The following is a 25,597-nucleotide window of genomic DNA, read 5'->3' as shown; positions in this document are numbered from 1 at the left end:
ACGTTAATGCGTGCTTTGCGTAGCAGATTCGCCTTCTCTCCCGTGATAACTCAGTGTCAAAAGCGCGGCAGCCCCTAAATGACACCTACCTCGGCAAGCACATCAATGACCCTGACCTGTCCGAATACTTCGTGCCGGTAGAATGGCTACATACGGTCCCGGTCAAACAGGCAATCAAAGAGGTAGGTATGTTCGGTAACCAGAACACCATCTGACGCCCGACCACTCCTATGTGGCGCTGGACAATTGAGCGGGTGAAAGAGCATTTCAAAATTTCGCTAGAGTAACGACCTAAGGAAGACACATAACAATCGTAGCAGTAGCCGCCCTCGCTTCGCTCTTTACCTTCCTGCCCACGACCAGGGCATTGTTTGTGGAGAGCTTGCGCTCTGCGCAGAACCAACAAGAGTGACGGTTTCGCGAATATCTGATTGATGCCTCGCTTTACCTTTAGCTGAGAATCGAAATACTCAGCGCCTACCCCTGACAGCCAAGAACGGGTTATCCGCATCTACTGCTTGCAGGTGACACCGCCAAAAACCACTGGCAGAATATACAGTGCATGAACTAATAAAAAAGGAGAACAATCATGCACGATGTACTGCTGTTCCTGGGCGTTATTGCCCTTTGCGCTGCACCCTTTATCGGCTTGGTCTGGTGGCTCAGCTACCGGAATGACCGTGATATGAAGGCGCTGGAAGAGAAGTGGGATAACGACCCATTGCGTTACCACTAGCGTTGATCGCTAGCGTTTACATTGAGGGTGGCAAACGCCGCCCTCAATGTGTTTTAGGCCCCCCTCTCGCAGGCCGCTTCCGATCAGCCCCCATCTTAAAGGTCTTCGTAATCAGGGGGACTCGGTAATGCGGACTCAGGAACGTATGGCTGGATCGCGGTCACTACAGGCATGAGCCACGTAAAAGTTGTTCATCACAAGCATGTTGACTAGGGCACGCAGTTCCGGCGAGTCGAACATGACATAGTCGTCTACCTAAAGACGCCGACTGGCGGACTTGCAATGGCATCATCAAGACAATAGCAAAAAAACCAACCCTGCCAGCGCGCACTCTGGACTACTTCCTGTGCGTACTGCCGCTCACGTTCATCGCGATGGTGTATTCCACAAACAGCGCCAGAGGGTAGAAGGGGCCGGGAATTTGGAGTTTATTGACTGGTGACGTAACCCCGCTAATGACTGGGCTCAAGCATTACCTGGATTTCTTTCAAACGGAACAATCCTTTATCTTCTGGGCGCCATCGGATTCATGAGTGCGTTCCTGTTCCGACGTCGTTTGGGGTTGAGGTTCAACATTTGGATCACATAAGGGCCAGGCGGTGGAATCAAGGCCGCGCTTGCATTCACGGTTTTCTTCGTGATGTTGCTGTCGCTATTCCCTAGCCGCCTTACGACATTCCAATGGTTCTACCTAGTCCCAGACTTCAGCATGCTGGTGGAGGGGGCATCAGCCATTGTGACTGCGATGCCCCCACTCCTGATGGTCAATTGCTTGATGAGTTTACCGAGCACGCATCAAACGCTCTTACGCACGGGCTTCAAGAAGGCCTATATCGAACGGAATTTGTTCCTGTAGGACGCCTTTCAATTCACTGGGCATATTGTCTCGTTCGGGCACTCCATCAGCAGGTCAACGGTAATTGGCAGGTTCCCGACTCAACATCAAAAGGTGGATGATGTACTCCCCCTTTTCACGACGAAGCGCACGGGACATCCAGGTGACAGACCTCAAAATCATACGAACACTTCCAACCCCCGCACCTGGTGTCTCGCTGTACTTTCAGATCCGCTTCTTCGCTGAGCAGAACCCTGAGAACGGAGCGGACTGGTACGACTGGCATTCGCTTGAGAACATCCCGCCTTGTGGCTATTTCACATTCGGGTCGGTCGACAGTCTCCGTTACACCTATCCCACAGCGACAGAAAAGTTTTGCATCGTTGAGCTACCCACCATGGCGGTACTTGAAACGATGCAACCTGAGGATAGATTCACCCTCAACCCTGCCCGCTGGCACAGAGTGAAAGCTCAGTTGCAAAACGGCGTCATCGAGTTGCCATGGATCACCACCGACTCCAATGGCGAGCCTGTGCTTATGGATGGCCGCCATCGTCTTGTTGCAATGATGAAGTTCATGCAGGCCAAAACGACCCCGTTTATTGTCGAGCAACAACACCTAGCCACAATCAGAAAATACTTCTTGCTCGATTAGTCTGAAAACCCAGGCTCAAGCAAAACCGCCCGCCTACTTACGGACGCAGTCAAACTATGACCGTGCAACAGCTAACCACAACCCCCACCGAAACTGATCTCGAAGCAGAGATTCACGCTGCTATCAGGCTTGCCTTCCCCCTTCTTCCTGCTCATGCCATTCGCCACCAGATTCAGTTCAGTTTTAAATTTGGACATGCAACTTTCAAGATCGACGGTCAAAGCGCCACCTCCGCCAGAGCGCGGGCTGATGTCGTGTTGTACATGGGCGAAAAGCCCCTGGCTGTACTTGAGCTCAAACGGGAGGGCGAGTCGCTCCTGCCTGAAGACGGCCAACAGGGGCTCTCCTACGCCCAGGCACTGAATCCATCCCCACCACTGGTGGTGGTCACCAATGGCAGCGAAACGCGCTACCTCGAAACTCATACTCGATGCGAATGGGTTCCAGCGGATACAGGAGAGCAGGCATTTTTTGCCTTGATGGACAGTGCCTCAACGGTAGCCAAGGCTGACCTGAAACTAGCTATCCAGACACTCATGGGCACTAATCCCACTGTTTGGATGCAGGCGGTCCATCAAGCCTCCAACGCGAACATGGACGAGCTGACAGGTGATATTGAGGAGACCGATCTGCCTTTCAGCCGAAACTTCCTCATACCTCGTCGTGCGACTTTGGAGGTTATTAGACTTTTTAAGGGTAACCAGAAACTCATTTTGCTCGAAGGCTCATCTCTGGTCGGGAAAAGCAACGTTTTACGTGAGCTTTGTGAACAGACAGCCAAGATCGAATGGGGTGCTACTTTTTATATTGAAACCGAAACAGGGAGCAGTATTCTACAGAGCGTTGCAGATGCACTTGAGGAGCAGCTCAACTGGCCTGTGACGCCGACTGAAGCACGCTCGTGGTTGAAACAGGTTTCACAAGGCGGTGGCCCAGATCTGATCTTGGCCATCGACGGGCTTAACAGTGATGATAGAGAAGTCCGCAAGGAAATCGAGGACCTATCCAGTAGTAAATTCGGACAGCATCTGAAACTTGTGGTGGCACTGGATACTACGGTGGCTAGCCGAATTGTAATCACTAAAAGCCGCAGCCCATCGCCGATCGGACGCAGAGCGGTGAGAGTTGAGGTGGAGCCTCTGGATGACAACGAGTACGCGCATGCCGTCCTAGCTTTGTTAAGCAATCGCCTGGCACTCATGCAGGGCGCTTTCTTCACTCCAGATTATCGTAATCCTTGGGTGCTTAGATCCGTAGCGGCTTCAACTCTTTCAAGACTTGATGACGAATGTCAGGAAACCATTCTGGCCCTCCTACCTATGCTTAACACTGAACTCATTCAATACGCTCGTGACCGATTTGACGACATCGAGCTTAGAGGCGACTTTGCTAAGCTCGCTCAGGCGATGATGATTGAGGCGAGGGACACAACCCGTCATCCGGCATTGGCGGCAGAATGGAATCGCACATTTGCGATACGGCGCACTACCGTGGTGCAGCTGTTGAGTTCCGAGAAGTTGAGTTTACTCGCTGAAGCCGGATACCTGAAATTAGCTATCCATCAGATTACGCAAGAAGAGATTTGTTACGTTCGCCAGCCGGCTCTGCTCGCCAGCGAAGTAGCGCGGGTCATAAAAAGCGAAATCATCACTCGTGCAAAAAGTGACCCTGAGGATGCCGCCACTTGGTTGACAGGCGAGGCGTCTCATCTGCCACTTGGGGATGTGATTGCTGCCCATGCACTGTTCGAGGCCGCAACAGGGGATGGTGGGTTGCCGACAGGGGTCATATTCAAACTTCTGACTATAAAACCCAGAGTGAGCTCACCTAAGAAAGACTCAATACTCGCTCTCAATCATCCTGGATTGGGCTATATAAAATTTCGGGTCATATCCGAAACCGTCATTGAGGTTCTCAGCCAAGGATTGCCAAAAAGGTACGACTTTGGTGAACCACTGGGTCGGCTGACGGAAAATCTCACGTCCTGGCAAATACTTTCACATGTGTGTGGTGTGCGAACCGAAACCATGGACGACAGTGGCAATCTGGCGGCTAGGCTCGAGCCTAGATTGCTTTTAGAGATCGCCGCGGCGCCAATGCCATTACTGCCATCACAGCAAGTGTTAGGGAAATTGCCGACACACGACCTGTCTGATGGTGTCTCAATTGTCTGCCATGCTGTGGGCATTGTAGAGCCGATCACTCAATCGCTTTTTACTTTCCTACGGCAGGACCTAATTGAGTCCAAGGCTTGGGTTGAGTTGGCGTTGACCAGAGGCTCAGGTCCCCTGCTCGCCCGAATCCACATTGCATTAGGAGAGATTGCGTGCATGACAGACCCTGACCTCGCCTCATGGGCAAGGGATGCGCTGACGAATCAGATCGTACCAGCGTTGACGAGTCTGCTACCAGGTCATGAAGGTCATTTCAACGCGCCGCCTTGCCAGTAGAGGCTCATGTCATCCCCTAAATCTGAGGTAAAAAAAGACCCGGCACACACGCTGGGTCTTTACGTGCACTCTATAGCGGGACCACCGTCACGCTAAGCTCCTGCCACAACCTGGCTCTCAGCTTCGGGTCCTTACGTTTAGGGCGAAGGCGTACAAGCTGGATCTCCATGTAAAATTTTTCTATGGTTATCGACCAGTTGCCGACCAATTTTTTCAGCTCGATCTCGTACCCTAAGGGCCTCCCTCAGAACTGTAATAACTATTACTCTCGGTTCTTCATCTGTTTTGAACGTAAGGTGATTGGTGAGGATGCTTTGTATATCACCGCGCAACTTATCGTAAAAGCTTCCCAGCATTCCTCTGTGATGCGCATGCAGCAATTGAAAGAGATTATTGGCAGCGAACTCACTGCACGGAACTCTATCGTTCAGGTAACCTAGGTAGCTCAAAGCCAGCGCTATTGAAATCTGCTCCTCTGCCTCGGATATGGAGTTATGAGGCAGCGCAAAGGTGCGTTGCACCGCAGTTTTCACATCGATGTATCGTTCATTCATTGGTCGCTTTCCTAGATCGTGCGCTTCGGTAATTAGCCAATTGGGCATCATCCGGATTTGTGCCGCAACCGAATAGCATGCTGGTTTTTTCATCATGCCGAACCAGTGAGTGAATCGCCTCTGGTTTTGTAGGCTACTCCAAGTTGAAGTGCCTGACGTCGCGCTTTTGTCTGGTGCGCCCGCTGTTGGTACTGAGGTTGAAGCAGAAGTGGGTCGGGCTGTTTGAGGTACCAAAAACCTGGTAGCCACTCATAGGGTTCGGGTGATCTCGCCCCCCACAAAGAGCCGTCCGAAGGCGGTTGAGCACACATACGTATCACTTGAGCCCGTGAGTCCAGTAACCCTTGGCCATGAGCCCGTTCCGATATTCACACCTGTAACCAACAGCCATGTGGGTTGGTCAAAGTTATCAACTCAACTCTATTTGATTCGGAATCGCCGTTCTCGACACCAACTCATCCGCGAATCCGGCATGTAAACCTACTTTTTTCACCGTAAACCACTGTGGTTAACAGTTAAAGAAACAGGTTTACAAAGTGCCGCATTGTTAGCCTTAAGCGGTCAGGCGCGTCGTAAGGTGCCGTTGGTCAGCGGCGCCGTTAACAATTGACTGGCCCCGCCGTGTTCTTTGGAGCTCGACAGCAGAATCTCGCGCGCGGCCCGGCTGGCACCGAGGTAGACACGCGATACATAGCGTCGGCGCGAGCCTTGGCCTTGGTCTTCGTCGTAGTCCGCACTATCCGCATGTATGAGGAACACGGTGTTGAATTGCAGGCCGGCTACAAATTCGGGCATGCTGAAAACGCATTTGTTCTTGGCGTAGCGCAGCTCCTTGAGGTCTTCGCGCGTGGTGATCGGCACGAATTTGTCCCGAACGCGGCCGGCGACTCGGATTTTGTCAAACATCGCCTCGTTCAAGCAAAGCACCGCCACCTGGCTGCCGCCGTCATCAAGCTCACGCCCTATGCGGGTGGCCTGCTCAAAGACGCTATCGACCAGGTTGATGTCAGTATCGTACACGGTCAGGATCGGCGTTTTGCCGTCTTCCTGCCGAGACTCGGCCACGTAGGTCGCGTACTCACCTTCGAGATCAATGGCCGGGAAAGAGGCGTCAAGGTCGCGTAGGAAAGCAGTGATCTGTGGCGTTGAGCGATAGACCTGATTGAGTTCAGTCAGCACGGATTCGCCGACGCCCGGGTTGCGGAATTTTTCCATCCCGCCGCTGATGGCGATGTCGTTGGTGGCCTGCTTGATGTCATAGGCCATGAGCAAGGGCCAGCGGCCGGCAACCTGCGCCCGCGACTTAAACAGATTGTGGAGCAACATGGCCTCGGCGCGGGTGAAGTAGTGGTATTCGTCGACGAACACCAGATCAAAGCCATCGCGCTCCCGCAAGGCCCCCCACTCGTGCGTGCCGACGTAGGCGTCAAAATCCGCGATCATCTGGCCCATGCTCAACATCTTCTCCCCACGCAGCAGCACCCGGTAGATGTCATGGATCTCTAGAACCACCCGGCGGTGGGCTTCGCTCGGCAGAACCATCTGCCAGGGCTCCCTGGAGCCGCGCGCATAGCGGTTGGCCTCGTGGGTGTCCTTTTTGATGGCTTCCAGATCCAACACACAGGCAAACTCGTTCATCAGTTCGTCAAAGAGCGAGGCGTCTTCGATACGATTCTTCAGGCGCTGCTGTAAATCAGGACATCCAGGGAACAGGTCCAGCACGATACGAGGATCCTTCAATACCTGGTCGATGGCCCTCTCAATTAGGATCCGCTGGTATTCGCGTCCATCACTGCCGTCCAGCGACAAGGGCCTCAGGCCCTTTTTCTCGTAACCCAGTTTCTCCTGCGCCAGCTCGTAGATTGTGCCGATCCACAGCCTAGGTTGCCCGGAGGGCGTCTTCATTGATGTCCAGCGTTCTGTGGGGTCAAGCGAGAGGAGCATGCCCCGCACCACCGTATGGGCCAATGCCGAGCTGTGGGTCAGGAATGCGAAGGTTTTGTCCCCGTCTGCGTCGGCGTATAGATCACGCAGGCACTTCACCACCATCGATTGTGTCTTGCCGGTGCCAGCCGCGCCACGCAGCCGCACTGGCCTATCATGCGGCCGATCGACAAATTCGAGTTGCTTGCGGTTCAAGCGCTGTTCGTACCACTCCTGCATAGTCCCGGCACTCGCCAGCCGGACGCCTAAGGGGTCCGACAGCAGGACGCCGAAGTTGCCGACAGGCGGGGCAGCTGGCGGCTCCGCTAGTAGGGCATCGTAGATGCCTTCTACCGCGCGCTGATACAGGGCATCGTCCTCCGGCACTCCATCCAGGTCTTCTGGGTTGCTAGTGACAGCAAACGCGTAGAGATTGTCGGTGCCATCCGGCGACTGGTCGAAGTAAACCCGTTGCATGGCTCGGGAGGGCTGTGCGTAAACCGAAAGCCGGGAACCGGTGTGATACGGCTGCCATTGGATGGGAATCGCAATGCTGCGATCGAAGTGGCGCAATGCCACGCGGATCACCCGCTCGAAGGCCGTGCGTGGCTTTGCAAGCTCGGCCGCAGGCGCGAAAATGGCAGTGTTGATTACCAGGTAGCCATCATCTAGGTCGGCATTCTCGGACAGCAGGTAGACGATGTCTTTTGACTCCACACGGCGCAGGCCATCGGAGTTCTGTGGCACTTCGAATTTCTGCAGCCAAGCATCCTCTACGAATGCCCGGTCCAAGATGCTGATGGCTTTCTGGTCAACGACAAGGGCGGATACGGTCGTCGTCATAGTCATGCCTTCTCCTGCTCTTTTTTCTTGAAGAATTCCTCGACCGCGAGTTCGGCCGCGGTTTCGCAGGCAGATTCGAAGGTCTTAGGCATGCCGATGCGCGAGAACAAGAATGCCAGCTTTTGAGTGATCGAGAAGCGGATGCCGTCATTGAGGCGCCCCAGGCGGTGGAAAGCGTCCGGGCGGTCATGGATGCGCGCGTCCTGCTCGGTGGGGTACAAGTCGGAGGCCATGATGCTCCACATCGAGCGCAGCATCACCACAAAGCCCAGACCAGTCTCTCGGGGCAGCTCTGGAAGCACGAAGTAATCCTGGAAGCCGCCGCTGTCCTTGAAGGCATTGCGCACGTTGTCCTGCTGGGTTTTCTCGTCGACGCCGAAGAGTGTCCAAGCGGCTTTCAAACGGCTGAAAGCGCTCTGGGTTTCGTCGGCGCTCACCGTGAGCGCGAAGCCTTGGAGATCGCGCAGCGGCTTGTCATCTGCGGTTGGTGCTTTGCCGGTGGCGCTCGTAAAAATGTCCTCAGCAGACTTGCTGCGTAGCCATTGCACCAGTGACTCATATGTCAGTGCCGTAAGGTCAGGTTGCTGTTTGCGAATCTGGCCATTGAGGTAGTCACATACTCCCTTGGCACGTTTCTCAGAGAGCTTTCGCAACTGCTCCTGAGCCCAGGGGCCTTCGACATAGGCTGCCATGGACACGATTTCCAACCAAGTGTAGCGTTCCCCGGCTTTCTTTTGGGCGATATCGCAATCAGCTGTGATTACGATCCCCAGCCTCTCTGTTTCGCTGGTCTTGGGATTTACCTGGCGGATGATGTCGCCTTGGCGCACCTCTTCCGTGTCTTCGATCTGCGTGAAAAAGCCCATCATGTATCTTGCCCCTGGATGGATCAATGGTGCCCATTTGTGACGCCATGTTACATGAGGCGACTCACCCACATTGCAGCCTGGGCACAAGACCGAGCGATGAATAAGTATCGCGTTCTGGCGGTGAGGGCGATCGCGTCCGCTTGAAACAGGCGGGTACCGTCGCCTCGAATAGGGCTTGTCTTATTGCCTCTTGTCAACGCCCGGGGAATCTGGTGTTATTATCGGGTCAGCTATTGCATGGTGGCCGTGCATGAATACAAACCTGACTCCTTCTTATGATTGAACCTGATTCGACATCTAGCTTCGCGTCTAACGGCCCTACAAGCGCAGCTAATCCCAACGTCGATCATTAGGGGATAGTCATGTCTGCAAAAAACCTGCTTCAGTCCCTCGCTGCTCAGCTGCACACTCGCTTTTCTGCTTCTGGGCGCCAGTACGATCACTTGGTGATCCATCAGCTGCTCCATGCTGCGATCGGCACTGTTTCTCCAGAAGTCGCTTCTAACGACAAGCTCCCAATCCAGGTTTGCCGCGATCCTGATACTCAGCAGTACAACCTCTACGCGACGATCGAGCGCGCAAAGAAGTGCCTGGGGTTGAGTGATCTCCAAGCGGTGGGCGTCGCCGAAGAGGTCATCGAGTCGCTACGAGCTGCCGGGATCGGAGTGAACCAAGTCCAGCTGCTACTCGATCCTTCGTTCACCTCGAAGGTTCGCAAGAAAGCTTTCAAGGCCCTTTGCCACAATCTGGACTTGAACGATGACGGCGCTAGATTCGGTCCGAAAACGGCCACGCTAGCCGTTGCTACTGGATTGGCCCCGCGGCCGGACATGTCCTGGAAAGGGCGCTTCGCGCTTGCGGCGGCGTTCCCTATGCGAGGCCCGAGCGAACTCGTAAGCATGGTGACTCGAAGCGAATGTTACCTGTGGGTGCTTCCACCTGCTGACCACCAAGCGACGGCTCCTGCGACACACGACCGTTTCTTCGGTGACCAGACTCATCCGAGCGCAGAACTGGGCATGGGTTTTAGCATCATCGACGCTGGTTGGTCCCGTCCAAAATTCCCGCTGATCCGTAGGTATGCGGATCAGACCTATACGCAATACTCGCTCTCTGCACCCATGTGGTCTTGGCGCGCTCAGAGTTATACCTGGCGACTCGGAAATATCCTTCGTTCCTCGATTCAAGACGGGAATCCTTCGAATGACGAGCCCCTGAGCGACGTGCTGCCGGGTGGTCTTAAGTCCTTGCCACGCATCTATGGGTGCCATACGTGCCGGATGCTGTTCATCGAAAAAGCTACCGCGTATCCGGATGTGCCGACTCACTGCCTATGCGGTGAGGTGAGTACGAGCGACGACACAAAGTCATCTGCTCTCAATAGCTGATCCTTTTCTTCCGGTGGCGGGGCTACGCCCACCTCTAGGGATTGGCTATGGGAGCGGGATTCGCTAACCCAAAACCTGAAGGTCCCGCCATCTAACCAAGCGAAATGAGCTAAATGCTCGCGGAGTGAATGATGGAAAACAGCACTAAGAAACAAGAAGCCTTGGCGTTTATAAACATGATTGCTGAGATGGCCTACGACCAAGGGTTCTCTAATGGGTTTGAGACCGGAAATCAAGTCGGATTTGTGGCCGGTATCACGAGCCTCAAAGGTGCGCTGTCCGATGGGCTGCGGCATGGGTCGCCTGAATGCGGTAAGGCCTTGGAAAGCTTCAAGCGTATTGGGCTCACTGAATGAGTAAAGGGTGCGGGCCGTGCGCACCATGAGGACGGCCCGTTCACCTGTCGAGCTTGTTTAACCTCGACCAGCGGTAATGACATCCATCCAACCCTATCGGCCGGTGCCCCCTCCGCAACCATGGGGTAGGGTGCCCACGTTCCACGTGGAACCAATTATTGTGTGAGGCGGGTAGGCTTTTCTCATTTATTGTGTGACTCCTAACAGGCTGACTCACACAATAAATGACTTTTTCCCAATGTTTGCAGGGGCTCAGGATCATTTATTTTGAGACCCTACAATCCTTGCGCAGCATCCCGCCCAAACAAAAAGCCAACGCACATGCGTTGGCTTTTTTTTACGCTGGAAAATACCCACTCCTTCTAAGACCCACTGGTCAAAAACGGGGTAACTGGGTAACACCCTGGCATAAAGCCTTCATTGTCAATGGGTTAGGATTTGGATGAAGACCCCGAATACCGGGGACTTCGGATTTCCTGGCGCAAAACTTGCGTGTTTAATAACTTACACATCGTTTTTTTAAATTTACAGAAAGCGATGGGTCAAGGTGGTACGAATAAATCCAATGCCAAGGGTAGTCTCAATGAGCGGTACGCAAACTTCCGATAATCTGGCGCAAGGGCTCAAGCCCCGTCATGTGACGATGCTTTCCATAGCCGGTGTGATTGGCGCCGGTCTATTCGTCGGCTCCGGCCATGCGATCGCAGCGGCCGGTCCGGCTGTGTTGTTGGCCTACGCTGCCGCAGGTGCCTTGGTGGTGCTGGTGATGCGGATGCTGGGCGAAATGGCGGTGGCGTCGCCGGACACGGGCTCCTTCTCGACGTATGCGGACCGGGCGATTGGTCATTGGGCGGGTTTCACCATCGGCTGGCTCTACTGGTGGTTCTGGGTCCTGGTGATTCCGCTGGAGGCCAACGCTGCTGCAACGATCCTGCACGCCTGGTTCCCGAACGTGGCGATCTGGGTCTTCACATTGGTCATCACCCTGCTGCTGACGGTCACCAACCTGTTCAGTGTGAAGAATTACGGAGAGTTCGAATTCTGGTTCGCCCTGGTCAAGGTGGTGGCGATCATCGGCTTCATCGGGCTGGGTCTGATGGCGATATTCGGTGTTCTGCCAACCAGCCAGGTCAGCGGTGTTTCGCACCTGTTCGACACCCAGGGCTTCCTGCCCAATGGCATGGGCGCGGTGCTGGGGGCGATCCTGACTACCATGTTTTCGTTCATGGGCACCGAGATCGTGACTATCGCGGCTGCTGAATCGAAGAACCCAGGCCAGCAGATTTCCAAGGCAACCAACTCGGTGATCTGGCGGATTGGCTTGTTCTACCTCGTCTCCATTTTCATCGTCGTCGCCCTGGTGCCATGGAACGACCCGCTCCTGGCCAGTGTCGGCTCCTACCAGACGGTGCTGGAGCGCATGGGCATTCCCAATGCCAAGCTGATCGTCGATATCGTGGTCCTGGTGGCGGTCACCAGTTGCCTGAACTCGGCGTTGTACACGGCTTCGCGCATGATGTTCTCGTTGGGCAAGCGCGGTGATGCGCCGGCCGTTTCCCAGCGCACCAACAAGAGCGGCACGCCTCATTGGGCGGTGATGTTGTCGACCGGCGCGGCCTTTTTGGCGGTGTTCGCCAACTACGTGGCACCGGCGGCGGTCTTCGAATTCCTGCTGGCCAGCTCTGGCGCCATTGCGTTGCTGGTGTACCTGGTCATTGCGGTTTCGCAGCTGCGTATGCGCAAACAACGTATGGCTCGCGGGGAAAAAATCGCTTTCAGCATGTGGCTGTTTCCCGGCCTGACCTACGCGGTGATTATCTTCATCGTCGGCGCCTTGACCATCATGCTGTTCCAGGAAGCCCATCGCGTGGAGATCCTCGCGACCGGGCTGCTGAGTGTCCTGGTGGTGATATCCGGCGTGCTGATACAGCGTCGTCGGATCGTCAAAGCAGGAAGCTTGGTACCGACGATCGGGTGATACCTGTTGTGGCGAGGGGATTTATCCCCGTTGGGCTGCGCAGCAGCCCTAAAGCAGTGAATTCAATCTTCCAGGCACACCGAGGTGCCTGGTTGGGGGGCTGCTGCGCAGCCCAGCGGGGATAAATCCCCTCGCCACGGATGTATCCAATACCTAACTCGCGACAGACGCCTCACTCCCCGCCACCACACTCTCCAACCGATACCCATACCCGTAGATCGTCAGCAACTGCCAACCCCGATCCGCCGTCAGCCCGAGTTTGTTGCGCAGGCGATAGATGTGGGTGTCGAGGGGGCGGGACGAGGTCATTTCCTCGTGGGTCCAGAAGCGTTCGTAGAAGTATTCCCGGGACAGCGGCCGGCCCAGGTTGGCGAACAGGCACCGGGCCAGGCGGTATTCCCGTTCGGTCAGGCTGATGGGGATGCCGGCGCGGGTGATGGTCAGCTCGGCGTCGTCGAACGCCAGGTCGTTGAACACCAGCACATCGCTGACGGGCGCGCGTTGCAGGTTATGACGGCGCAGCACGGCGGTGACCCGGGCCTTGAGCTCGTTGGGCCTGAAGGGTTTGCTCACGTAGTCGTCGGCACCGCTGTTGAGGGCCTGGACGATGTCGTGCTCACCGTCGCGGCTGGTCAGCATGATGGCGGCCGGTGGCGAATCCATGTGCTCGCGGGTCCAGCGCAGCAATGAAAGCCCGCTGATGTCGGGCAGTTGCCAGTCGAGGATCAGCAAGTCGAAGGTTTCCCGCCGCAGTTGTCGCAACAAGTCTTCCCCTCGTTCAAAACTGTGCAGGGTCCAGGCTTGCTCGCCTTTGCCGGGGATTTGTTGCAACGTCTGTTCTACCCGGCGCAACTCGGCCGGTTCATCGTCCAGTATGGCGACACGCATGGAATGCGATTCCTTGATCTCGAGAGTAACGGACATCTTCAGGTGGCAATGAGACAGCCAGTGGCTGATTCATTGACCTGTCGCTGGCTGCGACAATACCGGCTCGCGACACAGAGGGAAAGGCAGCAGCGCGCCACCCATCGAGTCCGTTATAGTCGTGGGCTTTCAAGCCTGTCGACTGAGGCAGGCCAGTGAGAATATCCACAGTCCTTGAGTTCGGCCAGGAGGCCTATGAGTAACCAGCGTCGCCGTGAAAGTCGTGAACCCACCCAGGTTCAGCGGTTGTTTCGACAGTTGGTGCGGGAGTGGTTGTGGATAAGTCTGCTGCTGTTGCCGCTGACGGCCTTGTTGTCATTGAGCAGCCAATCCACAGGCCATTCAAGCGCCGCGTTGTTGTCGGTGTGCCTGGTGGGTTGTGTCTTGGGCTTGCTGCTGTTGCGCCCGCGCCTGGCCCTGTGGACAACGGTGGGTGGTATGAGCCTGGCCCTGTTGATCAGCGCCATGATGGGCGCGCGAGGGTGGTGGTGGTCGCCCATGGCGAGTGTGCTGGGGATCATGTTCGGCTACCTGATCTGGAACTGGCGACGGCTGAGCGTGGTGTTGGCCTACTTCGGTTGGGAACTGGCACGCCTGGACGCCGAGCCCAAGGTCTTTCCGGAGCGTCGCCGCGCCTCCTACACCGGTAGTGACCGTTTACAGGGCCAGATCATGGCTCTGGAACAAGCCATGAGCCGAACCCGCGACACCCGGCGCTTCATTGCCGACGGCCTGGAATACTTGCCGGTGGCAACCATGATCAGCGATCCCCAAGGCAAACTGCTGCTGGGTAATCGAAAGGCGCGCGAGTTGTTCGGTCATGGCTTGGCGGGCGGCGATGTGCTGGAGCACCTTGGGCAACTGGGTTATCCGGGGCTGGAGCACGGGACGCATCACCGCTTATCCACATTGCCCCTGGTGGAGTTTCGCGACATTCGCGAGCGCAGCTTGCGCCTGGAACGGGCCGCACTGTTGCCGGTGGAGGGCGATGCGCCGATTGGCTGGTTGCTGAGCCTCACGGACCTGAGCGCCGAACGTGAGGCGGAAGAACAGCGCAGTGTCATGCTGCGGTTCCTCTCCCATGACTTGCGCGCCCCTCACTCGGCGATCCTTGCGCTGCTCGATGTGCAGCGGCATCAGGCCGGTGGCAATCATCCGCTGTTCGACCAGATCGAGCGCCAGGTACGGCGCGCCCTGGACCTGACCGAGGGTTTCGTACAACTGGCCAAGGCCGAATCCGAGGCCTATCAGTTCCAGCCAACGCTGTTCGCCATGTTGGTGTTGGACGTGCTCGATCAGGCGCTGCCCATCGCCCAGGCAAAGCGTATCCAGTTGGTTCACGAAATAGAGGATGAAGACGCGATGGTGAGGGCGGATCAATCGTTATTGACCCGTGCCCTGTTCAATCTGCTGGAAAATGCCATCAAGTACAGCCCGCCCGACGCCTGCATTTCCCTGCAGGTTCATTGCGTCTCGGGTTGGTTGATCTGCAATGTCGCCGACCAAGGCAAGGGCATCAGCGCCGAAGAACTGCCGGACCTGTTCAGTCAGTACCGACGGTTTTCCTCGGCCAACGGAGTCGATGGAATTGGTTTGGGATTATCGATGGTCAAGGCCGTGGTTGACCATCACGAGGGGAAAATCGAGTGTCGGAGCGTGGTGGGTAAAGGCACGACGTTCAGCCTGCGCTTTCCGTTATTGGAAGATTGAGAAGATCGCAGCCTTCGGCAGCTCCTGCAGGACGTATCCAATCCCCGAAGGCTGGGATTTTTTGCTGCTATAAAAACTTATGCACCTGAACGTGGGTTTTATGTGTTTATGAAATATGTATAAAAAACATATAGTTATGACGTAAAAGCAACGGATTTCGAAAAAACGGTACACAGGTTATCCACAGATCTCAAACAGCGGCTTGTTCCGTGGAGACTTCCGCGACAGGGCCTGGAGGAAGCGAGCCCATTTCCCGTTGTGCCTGTTCATTCCAGGCTTGTACGCGGTCATTGAGCTCGGCGATGGCGCGGGGCCCAGTGCCTTCGGCATACATCGGCGCGCCGATCACCACGGTGATGACGCCTGGTGTTCTGATCCAACCTGCCTTGGGCCAGAATTTGCCGGCATTGTGTGCAATCGGCAGCACCGGCAGGTTCGCGTTCACCGCCAATGCGGAACCGCTGCGGGAAAACTTGCCAATCGTTCCATAAGGAACACGGGTGCCTTCGGGGAAGATCAGCACCCAGGTGTTGTCCTTGAGCAGTTCGTCGCCCTTTTTCGCCACTTGCTTGAGCGCCACTTTGGGATTGTCGCGATCGATGGCGATCGGACGCAGCATGGCCATGGCCCAGCCAAAGAACGGTACGAACAGCAGCTCACGCTTGAGGACCTGGCTCAACGGCTCGAAATAGGCCGAGAGAAAGAACGTCTCCCAGGTGCTCTGGTGGTTGGACTGGATCACGCAGGGCCGGTCCGGCACGTTCTCGGCGCCTTTCACTTCATAGCGAATGCCCAGGAACACCTTGCTCAGCCACAGTGCGCAACGGCACCAGTACACATTGATGAAACGGTAGCGCGCCTTGAACGACATGAACGGCGCGATAAAAAAACTCAGGGTGCACCACAGCAAGGAGCTGGTGCCCAGCAGCAGGTAAAAGAGAAAGCTTCTGATGGCCTGCAATATCGACATAGCGGCGTTTACCGTTGCGGGCAATGCCCGCCTGTTTAAGCGCTTCCCGAACAGTCCTTGATCAGGTTGTCGTGGGAGCTCTAATTGTGGATAAGTTCAGCGGCAATCGCCGCCAGGTCGTCAAAAATCAAGGTGCCCACCGGCAGGGTCTTGCCCAGGGTCTTCTCGCCTTTCCCGGTCTTTACCAAAACTGGCTGACAATCGACGGCCTTGGCCGCCTCCAGGTCACCGAGACTGTCACCGACGAACCACACACCTGCCAAGGCCACATCGTAATGCGCGGCAATGGTTTTCAACATGCCCGGCTTGGGCTTGCGGCAATCGCAGCCGTCGTCCGGCCCATGCGGGCAATAGACGATCAAGCCGACTTCCCCGCCCTGCTCCGCCACCAGGGCGCGCAGGCGCTCATGCATGGCGTCCAGGACGGTGAGGTCATAATAACCGCGAGCAATGCCCGACTGGTTGGTGGCGACCGCCACCGTCCAGCCGGCCTTGCTCAACTGCGCGATGGCTTCGATCGAACCGGGCAGCGGCAACCACTCCTCCACCGATTTGATGTAAGCGTCGGAGTCGTGATTGATCACCCCGTCCCGATCGAGAATCAGCAGTTTCAAGCGTTACCCCAGCAACGAAATATCGGCGACGCCGAGGAACAGCCCACGCAGACGCGCCAGCAGCGCGTAACGGTTGGCCCGTACTTTGGCATCTTCGGCGTTGACCATCACCGCCTCGAAAAACGCATCCACCGGTTCGCGCAGTGCCGCCAGGCGCGCCAGGGTTTCGCTGTACTGACGCGCCGCCGCCATTGGCTGGACCGCCTGGTCCGCCTGCTGGATCGCCGAGTACAGGGAAAACTCGTTGGCGTTGTCGAAGTACTTGGCTTCGACGGTGGCCGCGATGTTGCCTTCGGCCTTGCCCAGCAGGTTCGATACCCGCTTGTTCACCGCTGCCAGCGCGGCGGCTTCCGGTAATTTGCGGAAGGCTTGCACCGCTTGTACACGCTGGTCGAAGTCCAGGGCCGAACCCGGTTTCAGGGCTCGCACCGACAGGTAGGTGGCGACGTCGACGCCTTCGTCTTCATAACGCGCACGCAGGCGGTCGAAGATGAATTCCAGCACCGCATCGGCCAGGCCGGCAGCCTTGACCTTGCCGCCGAACGCGTTGACGGCGAATGCCACGGCGTCGTTCAGATCCAGGTCCAGTTGCTTGTCGATCAGGATCCGCAACACGCCCAGGGCCGCACGACGCAAGGCATACGGGTCTTTGCTGCCGGTAGGCAGCATGCCGATGCCGAAGATACCGACCAGGGTGTCGAGCTTGTCGGCGATCGCCACGGCCGCACCGGTCAGGGTGGTTGGCAGCTCAGCGCCGGCACCGCGGGGCATGTACTGTTCGTTCAGGGCCAGCGCCACGTCCTGCGGCTCGCCATCGTTGAGGGCGTAGTAGTAACCGGCGACGCCTTGCATCTCCGGGAACTCACCGACCATCTCGGTGGACAGGTCGCACTTGGACAGGATGCCGGCACGGGCCGCGCGCTGGGCGTCGCCGCCGATGCGTGGGGCGATGAACGCCGCCAGTTTCGAAACGCGCTCGGCCTTGTCGTAGACGCTGCCGAGTTTTTCTTGGAACACCACGTTGCGCAGGCGCTCGTTGAAGCTTTCCAGGGGCTGTTTCTTGTCTTGCTTGAAGAAGAACTCGGCATCGGTCAGGCGCGGGCGAACGACTTTTTCGTTACCGGCGATGATCTGCTGCGGGTCCCTGCTTTCGATGTTGGCAACCGTGATGAAGCGCGGCAGCAACTTGCCTTCGGCGTCCAGCAGGCAGAAGTACTTCTGGTTGTCCTGCATGGTGGTGATCAGCGCTTCCTGCGGCACTTCAAGGAAACGTTCCTCGAACGAGCACACCAGCGGCACTGGCCACTCCACCAGCGCGGTCACTTCGTCCAGCAGGTTGGCCGGCACGATGGCGGTGCCTTCCTGCAGGGTGGCCAGCTCTTCGGTGCGCTTGCTGATCAACTCGCGCCGCTCGTTGGCGTCGGCCAGCACGTAGGCGGCACGCAGGTCGGCCAGGTAGTTGGCCGGCGAGGTGATGCGCACGCTCTGCGGGTGATGGAAGCGGTGACCGCGGGAATCGCGACCGGCCTTCTGGGCCAGGATCGTGCAATCGATGACCTGGTCACCGAACAACATCACCAGCCACTGGGTTGGACGTACGAATTCTTCCTTGCGCGCGGCCCAGCGCATGCGCTTGGGGATCGGCAAGTCATTGAGGGAGTCTTCGACGATGGTCGGCAACAGGCTGGCGGTCGGCTTGCCCTTGATGCTCTGGCTGTAGCGCAGCTTCGGACCGCTCTGGTCGATTTCGCTCAGGTCCACGCCGCACTTCTTGGCGAAGCCCAGGGCGGCCTGGGTCGGGTTGCCGTCGGCATCGAACGCGGCTTGGCGTGGCGGGCCGTCGAGGTTGATGCTGCGGTCCGGCTGCTGGGTCGCCAGGGCGGTGATCAGCACGGCCAGGCGGCGCGGCGCGGCATACACCTGTTTGGCTTCGTAGCTCAGGCCGGCGGCTTGCAGGCCTTTGTCGATACCGGCCAGGAACGCATCGGCCAGGGTGTTCAGGGCTTTGGGTGGCAGTTCTTCGGTGCCCAGTTCAACCAGAAAATCTTGAGCACTCATTGTGCAGCCTCCAGCTTAGCCAACACTTCATCACGCAGGTCCGGGGTCGCCATCGGGAAGCCCAGCTTGGCACGGGCCAGCAGGTAGGCTTGCGCAACGGAACGCGCCAGGGTGCGTACACGCAGGATGTATTGCTGGCGCGCGGTCACGGAAATCGCCCGGCGTGCGTCCAGCAGGTTGAAGGTATGGGACGCCTTCAACACCATTTCATAGCTCGGCAACGGCAGCGGCTGATCCAGCTCGATCAGGCGCTTGGCTTCGCTCTCGTAGAAATCGAACAGCTCGAACAGCTTCTCGACGTTGGCGTGTTCGAAGTTGTAGGTCGACTGCTCCACTTCGTTCTGGTGGAACACGTCGCCATAGGTCACTTTGCCGAACGGGCCGTCGGCCCACACCAGGTCGTAGACCGAGTCCACGCCCTGCAGGTACATGGCCAGGCGTTCCAGGCCGTAGGTGATCTCGCCGGTGACCGGGTAGCACTCGATGCCGCCCGCTTGCTGGAAGTAGGTGAACTGGGTCACTTCCATGCCATTGAGCCAGACTTCCCAGCCCAGGCCCCAGGCGCCCAGGGTCGGCGATTCCCAGTTGTCTTCGACGAAACGAATGTCGTGCACCAGTGGGTCGAGGCCCACGTGCTTGAGGGAGCCCAGGTACAGTTCCTGGAAGTTTTCCGGGTTTGGCTTCAGGACCACCTGGAACTGGTAGTAGTGCTGCAGGCGGTTCGGGTTTTCGCCGTAGCGGCCGTCAGTCGGGCGGCGGCTGGGCTGCACATAAGCGGCGTTCCAGGTTTCCGGGCCGATGGCACGCAGAAACGTGGCAGTGTGGAAAGTGCCGGCGCCTACTTCCATATCGTAGGGCTGAAGTACCACGCAACCTTGCTCGGCCCAGTATTGCTGGAGGGCGAGGATCAAGTCTTGGAAGGTACGCACGGCTGGCGTAGGCTGGCTCACGAAATTCACCTGTTTCTTGGGCTGCGATTTAAAGAGCGGGAGTATACCCGATTCGTTCGTGCGCACGCCCCCTGGAGCCTTATGCCACGCTGCTTTTGGTGTTCTGACGATCCGTTGTACATGGCTTATCACGATCAGGAGTGGGGCACGCCGCTGCGCGATGCGCAGGGTTTGTTCGAGTTGCTTTTGCTCGAAGGGTTCCAGGCCGGGCTGTCCTGGATCACCGTTTTGCGCAAGCGCGAGCGCTACCGGGAAGTGTTGTACGGCTTCGATGTGCAGCGCGTGGCGCAGATGAGCGACGCGGAAATCGATGAGCTGATGCTCGACCCGGGCATCATCCGCAACCGTCTCAAGCTCAAGGCCGCCCGTCGCAATGCCCAGGCCTGGCTGGTGCTGGACGACCCGGTAGCGTTCCTTTGGTCGTTCGTGGGTGGCAAACCCATCATCAACCATTTCAAGGACCGCAGCGAAGTGCCGGCTATCACGCCCGAGGCACTGGCGATGAGCAAAGGCTTGAAAAAAGCCGGGTTCACTTTCGTCGGGCCGACCATTTGCTACGCCTTGATGCAGGCCTCGGGCATGGTCATGGATCACACCCAAGACTGCGACCGCTACGCCGAGTTGGTAAACGGCGGTTAGAATAGCCGGCTCGCAACACGGCCCATACATTCAGGAGTGACCTGTGGATAAGTTGAAAGGCGCCTTGCTGGTCGGCGCTCTGCGGTTGTTTGCGCTGCTGCCCTGGCGAGCGGTGCAGGCGGTGGGCTCGGCGATTGGCTGGCTCATGTGGAAATTTCCCAACCGTTCCCGCGACGTGGTGCGGATCAACCTCGCCAAGTGCTTTCCCGAGATGGACCCGGCCGAGCGCGAACGCCTGGTGGGCCAGAGCCTCAAGGACATCGGCAAATCCCTGACCGAAAGCGCCTGCGCCTGGATCTGGCCGGCCCAGCGCTCCATCGACCTGGTGCGCGAAGTCGAAGGCCTGGAGGTGCTGAAAGAAGCCCTGGCCTCCGGTAAAGGCGTGGTGGGCATCACCAGCCACCTGGGCAACTGGGAAGTGCTCAACCACTTTTATTGCAGCCAGTGCAAACCGATCATTTTCTACCGCCCGCCCAAGCTCAAGGCGGTGGATGAATTGCTGCAAAAGCAACGTGTGCAACTGGGCAACAAAGTCGCGGCCTCCACCAAGGAAGGCATCCTCAGCGTCATCAAGGAAGTGCGCAAGGGCGGCCAAGTGGGCATCCCCGCCGACCCGGAACCGGCCGAATCCGCCGGCATCTTCGTACCCTTCTTCGCTACCCAGGCCCTGACCAGCAAGTTCGTGCCGAACATGCTCGCCGGCGGCAAGGCGGTCGGCGTCTTCCTTCACGCCCTGCGCCTGCCGGACGGCTCCGGCTACAAAGTCATCCTCGAAGCCGCGCCAGAGGCCATGTACAGCACCGACACCGAAACCGCCTGTGCCGCCATGAGCCAAGTGGTGGAGCGCTACGTGCGGGCCTACCCGAGCCAGTACATGTGGAGCATGAAACGCTTCAAGAAACGCCCGCCGGGTGAGGCGCGGTGGTACTGAAGATCTGTTGCTTCATATGCGCGGGGGATTTGTGGTGAATGCAGGGTCTGTGAACACCCCAGTCCCTATGTGGGAGTACCTATGTGGGAGCCGAGCTTGCTTGCGATGACGACGGCACACTCGACATGGATGCAAGCAGACCCACCGCTATCGCGAGCAAGCTCGCTCCCACCGTTTTTCCGGGCTGTTTACAGACATTGCGTCCATCATGAATCCCTGTGGGAGCGAGCTTGCTCGCGATAGCGCCCTAACAGTCGCCACATAACTAACTGACCTCACCCCACGCCATCTCCCTCCTAAAGCTCGGTCCACGGCTGTCGATAACCCGATGTATCCGCCAATCATGGACCGATGAAATGGAACTCTCCCTTAGCGCTGCTGCACCCGCCAACACCCACCTCACCCGCTCCGATCAGACGTTGGTCACTCATCCACCAACAGGCTCTGTAAAAGAACTGGCAAGCGCCGGCCCAGCGGCCATCTACCATCCCAGTGAAGAAACCCAGACCGTGGAGCAACCGCTGGTGGCCATTACCACCTGGGTCGGTCGATCCCAATCGCCAGATTTTCCTCGCTATGTCGCGATCACCGAGAGCGCGAAAAACACGTTGAAAACCTCCTTCGAGGCATTCCAGTCACAGCTGTCGGCGACCCACCCGGATTTGGCCAGCAAGAAATACGGCTTCACCGTCGAGGCCGATGGCAAGCTGAAAGTGCTCAACACCGCCGGGCAGCTCAGCACCTCGGAGACCCAGCGCCTCACCGATCTGCTCAATGAATCCACTGATTTGAAAGCCGCAGCCACCGCCTTCCGCGACGCTTCCATCGACATGGTGGATGCTGACTCGCCCTGGTCTGGCAGCTACCTGGGCCGCTACAACCTGACCAAGGAAAACTTCGCCAGCACCATCGACCTGGCACCGCTGCTCAAGCGCTCTGGCTCGGTGCCGCCCCAGGAGTTTTCGGACGGGTTGTTCTTCAATCAACTGGCGCACAAAGGCGAACTGGCGACCCAAGAGACGGAAGCCGCGATGTTTGAACGGCGTGCTGCGCAGCGATTCAGCACGCAGGCCTGAAAGCCGGGTCTACCGAATCGTGTGGCGAGGGAGCTTGCTCCCGCCGGGCTGCGCAGCAGCCCTTCCCTATGACCAGCTATGAGCTGGCGGTGTGGTCGGCTTCCTGATGGTTGATTGATCACGAGGAGGCGCGAAGCCTCAATCGTGTCCATGATTAAGGGCCTGCGATATCGGCGACGTGGGATGGCAAAGCCATCTCTAAATCCGTCGGACTACCACCCAGTCAGAAATATCGCACTTCCTCTGGTTCATTAATCAAGGAGTCTCCTTCATGAACATCGATTTCACCGGACGTCAGGTCCTGGTCACCGGGTCCACCAGCGGTATCGGTTTCGCGACCGCCAAAGGCTTTCTCGAAGCCGGCGCCCATGTAGTCATCAACGGTCGCAGCCAGAGCAGCGTGGACGACGCATTGCAGCGCCTGGGCGCCCTTGCTTCAAATGCCGTCGGTTTCGTTGGTGACCTGAGCAATGAATCAGGCTGCCAGGCACTGATCGCCAAGCACCCCCGCTTCGATATCGTCATCAACAACCTGGGCATTTTCAAACAGGAGGATTTCTTCGAAACACCGGACAGCGAATGGCAGCGCTTCTTCGAAACCAACGTGATGTCGGGCGTGCGGGTTTCCAGGGCCTACGCGCAAGGCATGGTCGAGCGCGGTTGGGGACGGATCGTGTTTATCTCGTCTGAATCGGGCGTGAACATTCCTGCCGACATGATCCACTACGGCTTCACCAAGACCGCCCAACTGTCCATCGCTCGCGGCCTGGCCAAGCGCCTCGCCGGCACGGGCGTGACGGTGAACTCGGTGTTGCCTGGGCCGACGCTTTCCGAAGGGGTTGCCCAGATGCTCCAGGCAGACGTCGAGCGCAGCGGGGAAAGCCTGGAAAAGGTCGCGGCAGATTTCGTCAACCAGCACCGTAGCACCTCGATCATCCAGCGCGCGGCGCGCGTCGAGGAGGTCGCCAACATGATCATCTACGCCAGCTCGGAGCAGGCCTCGGCCACCACGGGTGCGGCGTTGCGTGTTGATGGGGGTGTGGTGGATAGCATCGTTTAAGAACCTGTGACACAAAAAAACGCCGCTTCCTCATGAGAGATAAGCGGCGTTTTTTATTCGTGGATGAAGTGAGTTAGACGGTGACGTGCAAACGGACGTCGACGTTGCCGCGTGTCGCGTTGGAGTACGGGCAAACCTGGTGAGCCGCGTCGACCAGCGCTTGGGCATCGGCTTGATCCAGACCTGGCAGGTTGATGTGCAGGTCGATGTCCAGGCCGAAACCGCCAGGGATCTGGCCGATGCCAACGTGTGCGGTGATCGAAGCGTCGGCAGGAATGCTGCGTTTGCTCTGGCTGGCGACAAACTTCAGTGCCCCGATGAAACAGGCCGAGTAGCCGGCTGCGAACAGTTGCTCAGGGTTGGTGGCTTCACCACCGGCACCACCCAAGGCTTTTGGCGTGGCCAGTTTCACGTCGAGAATCTTGTCGCTGGAAACAGCACGGCCATCACGGCCACCGGTGGAGGTTGCGACTGCGGTGTAGAGAACGTTCATGGTGTTTCCTCTTGCTGAATGGGCTGATCGAGTTCGGGCTTGGTATGCGCTAAATGTTTGTGCGCTAACCAGTTGAAATAAAGTTAACGCTCAAATACTTTGCGTGCAAGATAAAATTTCAAGAAATTATCATTTTTTTATTAACTGTTTGATCTAAAAAGAAATTTATTTTTCGGATAGCGCAGTATCACCCGCCGCGAGGCAAGGAGAAGGAGGTGCCAGGGGATCAGTGCCCGCGCAACTGCAGGCCTTTGGAGAGAGGGTGCTCAGGGTTTCTCGATCGTTCCCACGCTCCCGCGTGGGAACGCCGCCAGAGACGCTCCGCGTTCCGCTTCTGAAAGGTGACGCAAAGACTGGATACGATCAAATTCCAATTAGTGATGCAAAGCCAACCCGACTAAGCAACAGCCACTCGATTGCGCCCCAACGCCTTCGCCCGATACAGGGCCTTATCCGCATCGTTCATCAATCCGTGGAGATCCTTATTGCAGGCCTCCGTAGACGCGACGCCAAGGCTGGCGGTTATGCAGTGAACAGGCTCGATCATCAAACCCGCAATCGTATCGATGAGCTGTTCTGCAATCTGGGTGGCGACCTCGATGGACGTGTCCGGAAGCAGAATGGCGAACTCTTCCCCACCCAGCCGGCCGTGAATGTCCGTCGCCCGAAACGACGAACTGATGACCATCCCCATCTCGCGCAAAACCTGATCCCCGACCTGATGGCCGTAGGTGTCGTTGATGTGCTTGAAGTGATCCATGTCCAACATGACGGCGCACAACCCCAACCGGTTGGTCTTGCATTCGTCATAAAGCCGCTGGGCATGCTCGAAAAAAGCCCGCCGACTCTTCAGGCCGGTCAGTTCATCGGTTTGTGCGGCACGGGTTGAAATGCTGTTCGCCTGCTCCATTTCACGGGTGAGTCGAAAAGCGGTTTCCAATGCTTGGGACATTTTGCTCGTAGCGCGGGCAGCAAATGCGGTGAACATCACGATCGACAATGCCATGCCAACTTGAATCGGAGACGGTTGAAACAGCAGCCAGGCGGTGCACGGCAACAGAACCAGGCCAATGGAGACGAGTGTCATATTGCGGTAAGCGGAGTAGCAAGACACCGCGCTGACGGACATCCCGACAGTAAAAAGCATGACCAATGCCTGCGATAAAAGATCGTCTGCCGGCATGACCGCTAACGCGCCTGCGCCCCAGATGCTGGCGGACAGCACGAGCGTGATCCAGTATTTGCGCTCCCAGCGTTCAGGTGTGCGTTCACTTTCGTCGCTGCGAACATAGGCAACAAACAGCGCGATGCGCAACAGCGTCGATCCGGTCAGCAGGGCCAGCCACCAAAAGATGACGCCGTGTTCAAAACGATCCCAGCACAGCCAACTCAGCATGACGGCAGCGAGATAACTGCCAAATACCGCAGACACGGATTGGCGAAACAGTTGCTGCAATCGGTCAGTTCGCACCTGCTCGGCTATGAAAAGCGCCTGGTTATTCCGTGATCTTGGGCCATGCATGTGATCCACCTGATCGTGACGCAACGAAAGCGGCGATTGTGGCACCCTGCCACCAATGCAAAC

21 protein-coding genes and 1 pseudogene are annotated in these 25,597 nt (G+C 57.4%); 12 read left to right on the top strand and 10 right to left on the bottom strand.

Annotated elements, in window-relative coordinates:
- Positions 1-104: 104 nt before the first annotated feature.
- From BM321_RS30870 to BM321_RS11535, 4 genes and pseudogenes are all read left to right on the top strand, one after another.
- Positions 105-287, top strand: a pseudogene (locus BM321_RS30870) (nuclease); the annotation flags it as partial.
- Positions 288-589: 302 nt separating this feature from the next.
- Positions 590-736: a hypothetical protein gene (locus tag BM321_RS30505; protein ID WP_175534920.1), complete on the top strand. Its 147-nt coding sequence runs from the start codon at positions 590-592 to the stop codon at positions 734-736.
- Between the two features lie 998 nt (positions 737-1,734).
- Positions 1,735-2,226 (top strand): hypothetical protein, encoded by a 492-nt coding sequence (locus tag BM321_RS11540; protein ID WP_139230481.1) that lies wholly within the window; start codon positions 1,735-1,737, stop codon positions 2,224-2,226.
- A gap of 56 nt (positions 2,227-2,282) precedes the next feature.
- Entirely contained in the window at positions 2,283-4,676 is a 2,394-nt protein-coding gene (locus BM321_RS11535) for a type I restriction enzyme HsdR N-terminal domain-containing protein (protein WP_092442605.1), read from the top strand.
- A gap of 137 nt (positions 4,677-4,813) precedes the next feature.
- Here BM321_RS11535 and BM321_RS29780 read toward each other — a convergent pair whose 3' ends face one another.
- The 3 genes from BM321_RS29780 to BM321_RS11520 all read right to left on the bottom strand — a co-directional run bounded on the left by BM321_RS29780 (position 4,814) and on the right by BM321_RS11520 (position 8,865).
- Entirely contained in the window at positions 4,814-5,230 is a 417-nt protein-coding gene (locus BM321_RS29780) for a hypothetical protein (RefSeq protein WP_139230482.1), read from the bottom strand.
- A gap of 561 nt (positions 5,231-5,791) precedes the next feature.
- On the bottom strand, positions 5,792-8,002 hold the full coding sequence (locus tag BM321_RS11525; protein ID WP_139230483.1) for a DEAD/DEAH box helicase: 2,211 nt from the start codon (positions 8,000-8,002) through the stop codon (positions 5,792-5,794).
- Positions 7,999-8,865 (bottom strand): hypothetical protein, encoded by an 867-nt coding sequence (locus BM321_RS11520; RefSeq protein ID WP_139230484.1) that lies wholly within the window; start codon positions 8,863-8,865, stop codon positions 7,999-8,001. Before BM321_RS11520 ends, BM321_RS11525 begins: the two co-directional genes overlap by 4 nt.
- A gap of 362 nt (positions 8,866-9,227) precedes the next feature.
- Here BM321_RS11520 and BM321_RS11515 point away from each other — a divergent pair, with 362 nt between their 5' ends.
- The 3 genes from BM321_RS11515 to gabP all read left to right on the top strand — a co-directional run bounded on the left by BM321_RS11515 (position 9,228) and on the right by gabP (position 12,587).
- The gene (locus BM321_RS11515; RefSeq protein ID WP_092442601.1) at positions 9,228-10,253 is read left to right on the top strand and encodes a hypothetical protein; all 1,026 of its coding nucleotides are present in this window, start codon (positions 9,228-9,230) and stop codon (positions 10,251-10,253) included.
- A gap of 131 nt (positions 10,254-10,384) precedes the next feature.
- Positions 10,385-10,609, top strand: coding sequence for a hypothetical protein (locus BM321_RS11510; RefSeq protein ID WP_092442675.1), 225 nt, complete (start codon positions 10,385-10,387; stop codon positions 10,607-10,609).
- A 583-nt stretch (positions 10,610-11,192) separates the two neighbouring features.
- A complete protein-coding gene (gene gabP, locus BM321_RS11505) occupies positions 11,193-12,587 on the top strand; it encodes a GABA permease (RefSeq protein ID WP_092442600.1) in 1,395 nt (464 codons plus the stop codon).
- A gap of 153 nt (positions 12,588-12,740) precedes the next feature.
- On the opposite strand, the gene BM321_RS11500 is transcribed toward gabP, so the two are convergent.
- Positions 12,741-13,475 (bottom strand): response regulator transcription factor, encoded by a 735-nt coding sequence (locus BM321_RS11500; protein ID WP_092442599.1) that lies wholly within the window; start codon positions 13,473-13,475, stop codon positions 12,741-12,743.
- A 231-nt stretch (positions 13,476-13,706) separates the two neighbouring features.
- Here BM321_RS11500 and BM321_RS11495 point away from each other — a divergent pair, with 231 nt between their 5' ends.
- Complete coding sequence (locus tag BM321_RS11495) at positions 13,707-15,221, top strand: sensor histidine kinase (RefSeq protein WP_092442598.1); 1,515 nt, start codon at positions 13,707-13,709, stop codon at positions 15,219-15,221.
- 190 nt (positions 15,222-15,411) lie between these two features.
- Here the strand turns inward: BM321_RS11495 and BM321_RS11490 are convergent, their stop codons facing one another.
- From BM321_RS11490 to glyQ, 4 genes are all read right to left on the bottom strand, one after another.
- Positions 15,412-16,191, bottom strand: coding sequence for a lysophospholipid acyltransferase family protein (locus tag BM321_RS11490; protein WP_092200166.1), 780 nt, complete (start codon positions 16,189-16,191; stop codon positions 15,412-15,414).
- An 80-nt stretch (positions 16,192-16,271) separates the two neighbouring features.
- Entirely contained in the window at positions 16,272-16,805 is a 534-nt protein-coding gene (gene gmhB / locus BM321_RS11485) for a D-glycero-beta-D-manno-heptose 1,7-bisphosphate 7-phosphatase (protein ID WP_060739901.1), read from the bottom strand.
- Between the two features lie 3 nt (positions 16,806-16,808).
- Positions 16,809-18,863 carry a glycine--tRNA ligase subunit beta gene (gene glyS, locus BM321_RS11480; RefSeq protein ID WP_092442597.1) on the bottom strand — a complete coding sequence of 685 codons (2,055 nt, stop codon included), beginning with the start codon at positions 18,861-18,863 and terminating at the stop codon, positions 16,809-16,811.
- Entirely contained in the window at positions 18,860-19,813 is a 954-nt protein-coding gene (glyQ, locus tag BM321_RS11475) for a glycine--tRNA ligase subunit alpha (RefSeq protein ID WP_003177094.1), read from the bottom strand. The genes glyS and glyQ overlap by 4 nt, the downstream gene beginning before the upstream one ends.
- An 81-nt stretch (positions 19,814-19,894) precedes the next feature.
- Here glyQ and BM321_RS11470 point away from each other — a divergent pair, with 81 nt between their 5' ends.
- The 4 genes from BM321_RS11470 to BM321_RS11455 all read left to right on the top strand — a co-directional run bounded on the left by BM321_RS11470 (position 19,895) and on the right by BM321_RS11455 (position 23,519).
- Positions 19,895-20,452, top strand: a complete 558-nt coding sequence (locus BM321_RS11470; protein WP_092442596.1) for a DNA-3-methyladenine glycosylase I — start codon at positions 19,895-19,897, stop codon at positions 20,450-20,452.
- A gap of 43 nt (positions 20,453-20,495) precedes the next feature.
- Complete coding sequence (locus BM321_RS11465) at positions 20,496-21,383, top strand: lysophospholipid acyltransferase (protein WP_092200157.1); 888 nt, start codon at positions 20,496-20,498, stop codon at positions 21,381-21,383.
- A 356-nt stretch (positions 21,384-21,739) separates the two neighbouring features.
- On the top strand, positions 21,740-22,459 hold the full coding sequence (locus tag BM321_RS11460) for a hypothetical protein (protein WP_092442595.1): 720 nt from the start codon (positions 21,740-21,742) through the stop codon (positions 22,457-22,459).
- A 271-nt stretch (positions 22,460-22,730) separates the two neighbouring features.
- Positions 22,731-23,519, top strand: a complete 789-nt coding sequence (locus BM321_RS11455) for an SDR family NAD(P)-dependent oxidoreductase (protein WP_092442594.1) — start codon at positions 22,731-22,733, stop codon at positions 23,517-23,519.
- Between the two features lie 73 nt (positions 23,520-23,592).
- On the opposite strand, the gene BM321_RS11450 is transcribed toward BM321_RS11455, so the two are convergent.
- Both BM321_RS11450 and BM321_RS11445 read right to left on the bottom strand, forming a co-directional pair.
- Positions 23,593-24,012, bottom strand: a complete 420-nt coding sequence (locus tag BM321_RS11450) for an organic hydroperoxide resistance protein (RefSeq protein WP_003196182.1) — start codon at positions 24,010-24,012, stop codon at positions 23,593-23,595.
- 397 nt (positions 24,013-24,409) lie between these two features.
- Positions 24,410-25,534 (bottom strand): GGDEF domain-containing protein, encoded by a 1,125-nt coding sequence (locus BM321_RS11445; protein WP_092442593.1) that lies wholly within the window; start codon positions 25,532-25,534, stop codon positions 24,410-24,412.
- Positions 25,535-25,597: the final 63 nt, after the last annotated feature.

Source organism: Pseudomonas sp. NFIX10 (assembly GCF_900111955.1).
GTDB lineage: Bacteria > Pseudomonadota > Gammaproteobacteria > Pseudomonadales > Pseudomonadaceae > Aquipseudomonas > Aquipseudomonas fluorescens_AA.
Note: the sequence above shows the minus strand (reverse complement) of the source record. Positions and strands in the feature narration are given on the sequence as shown.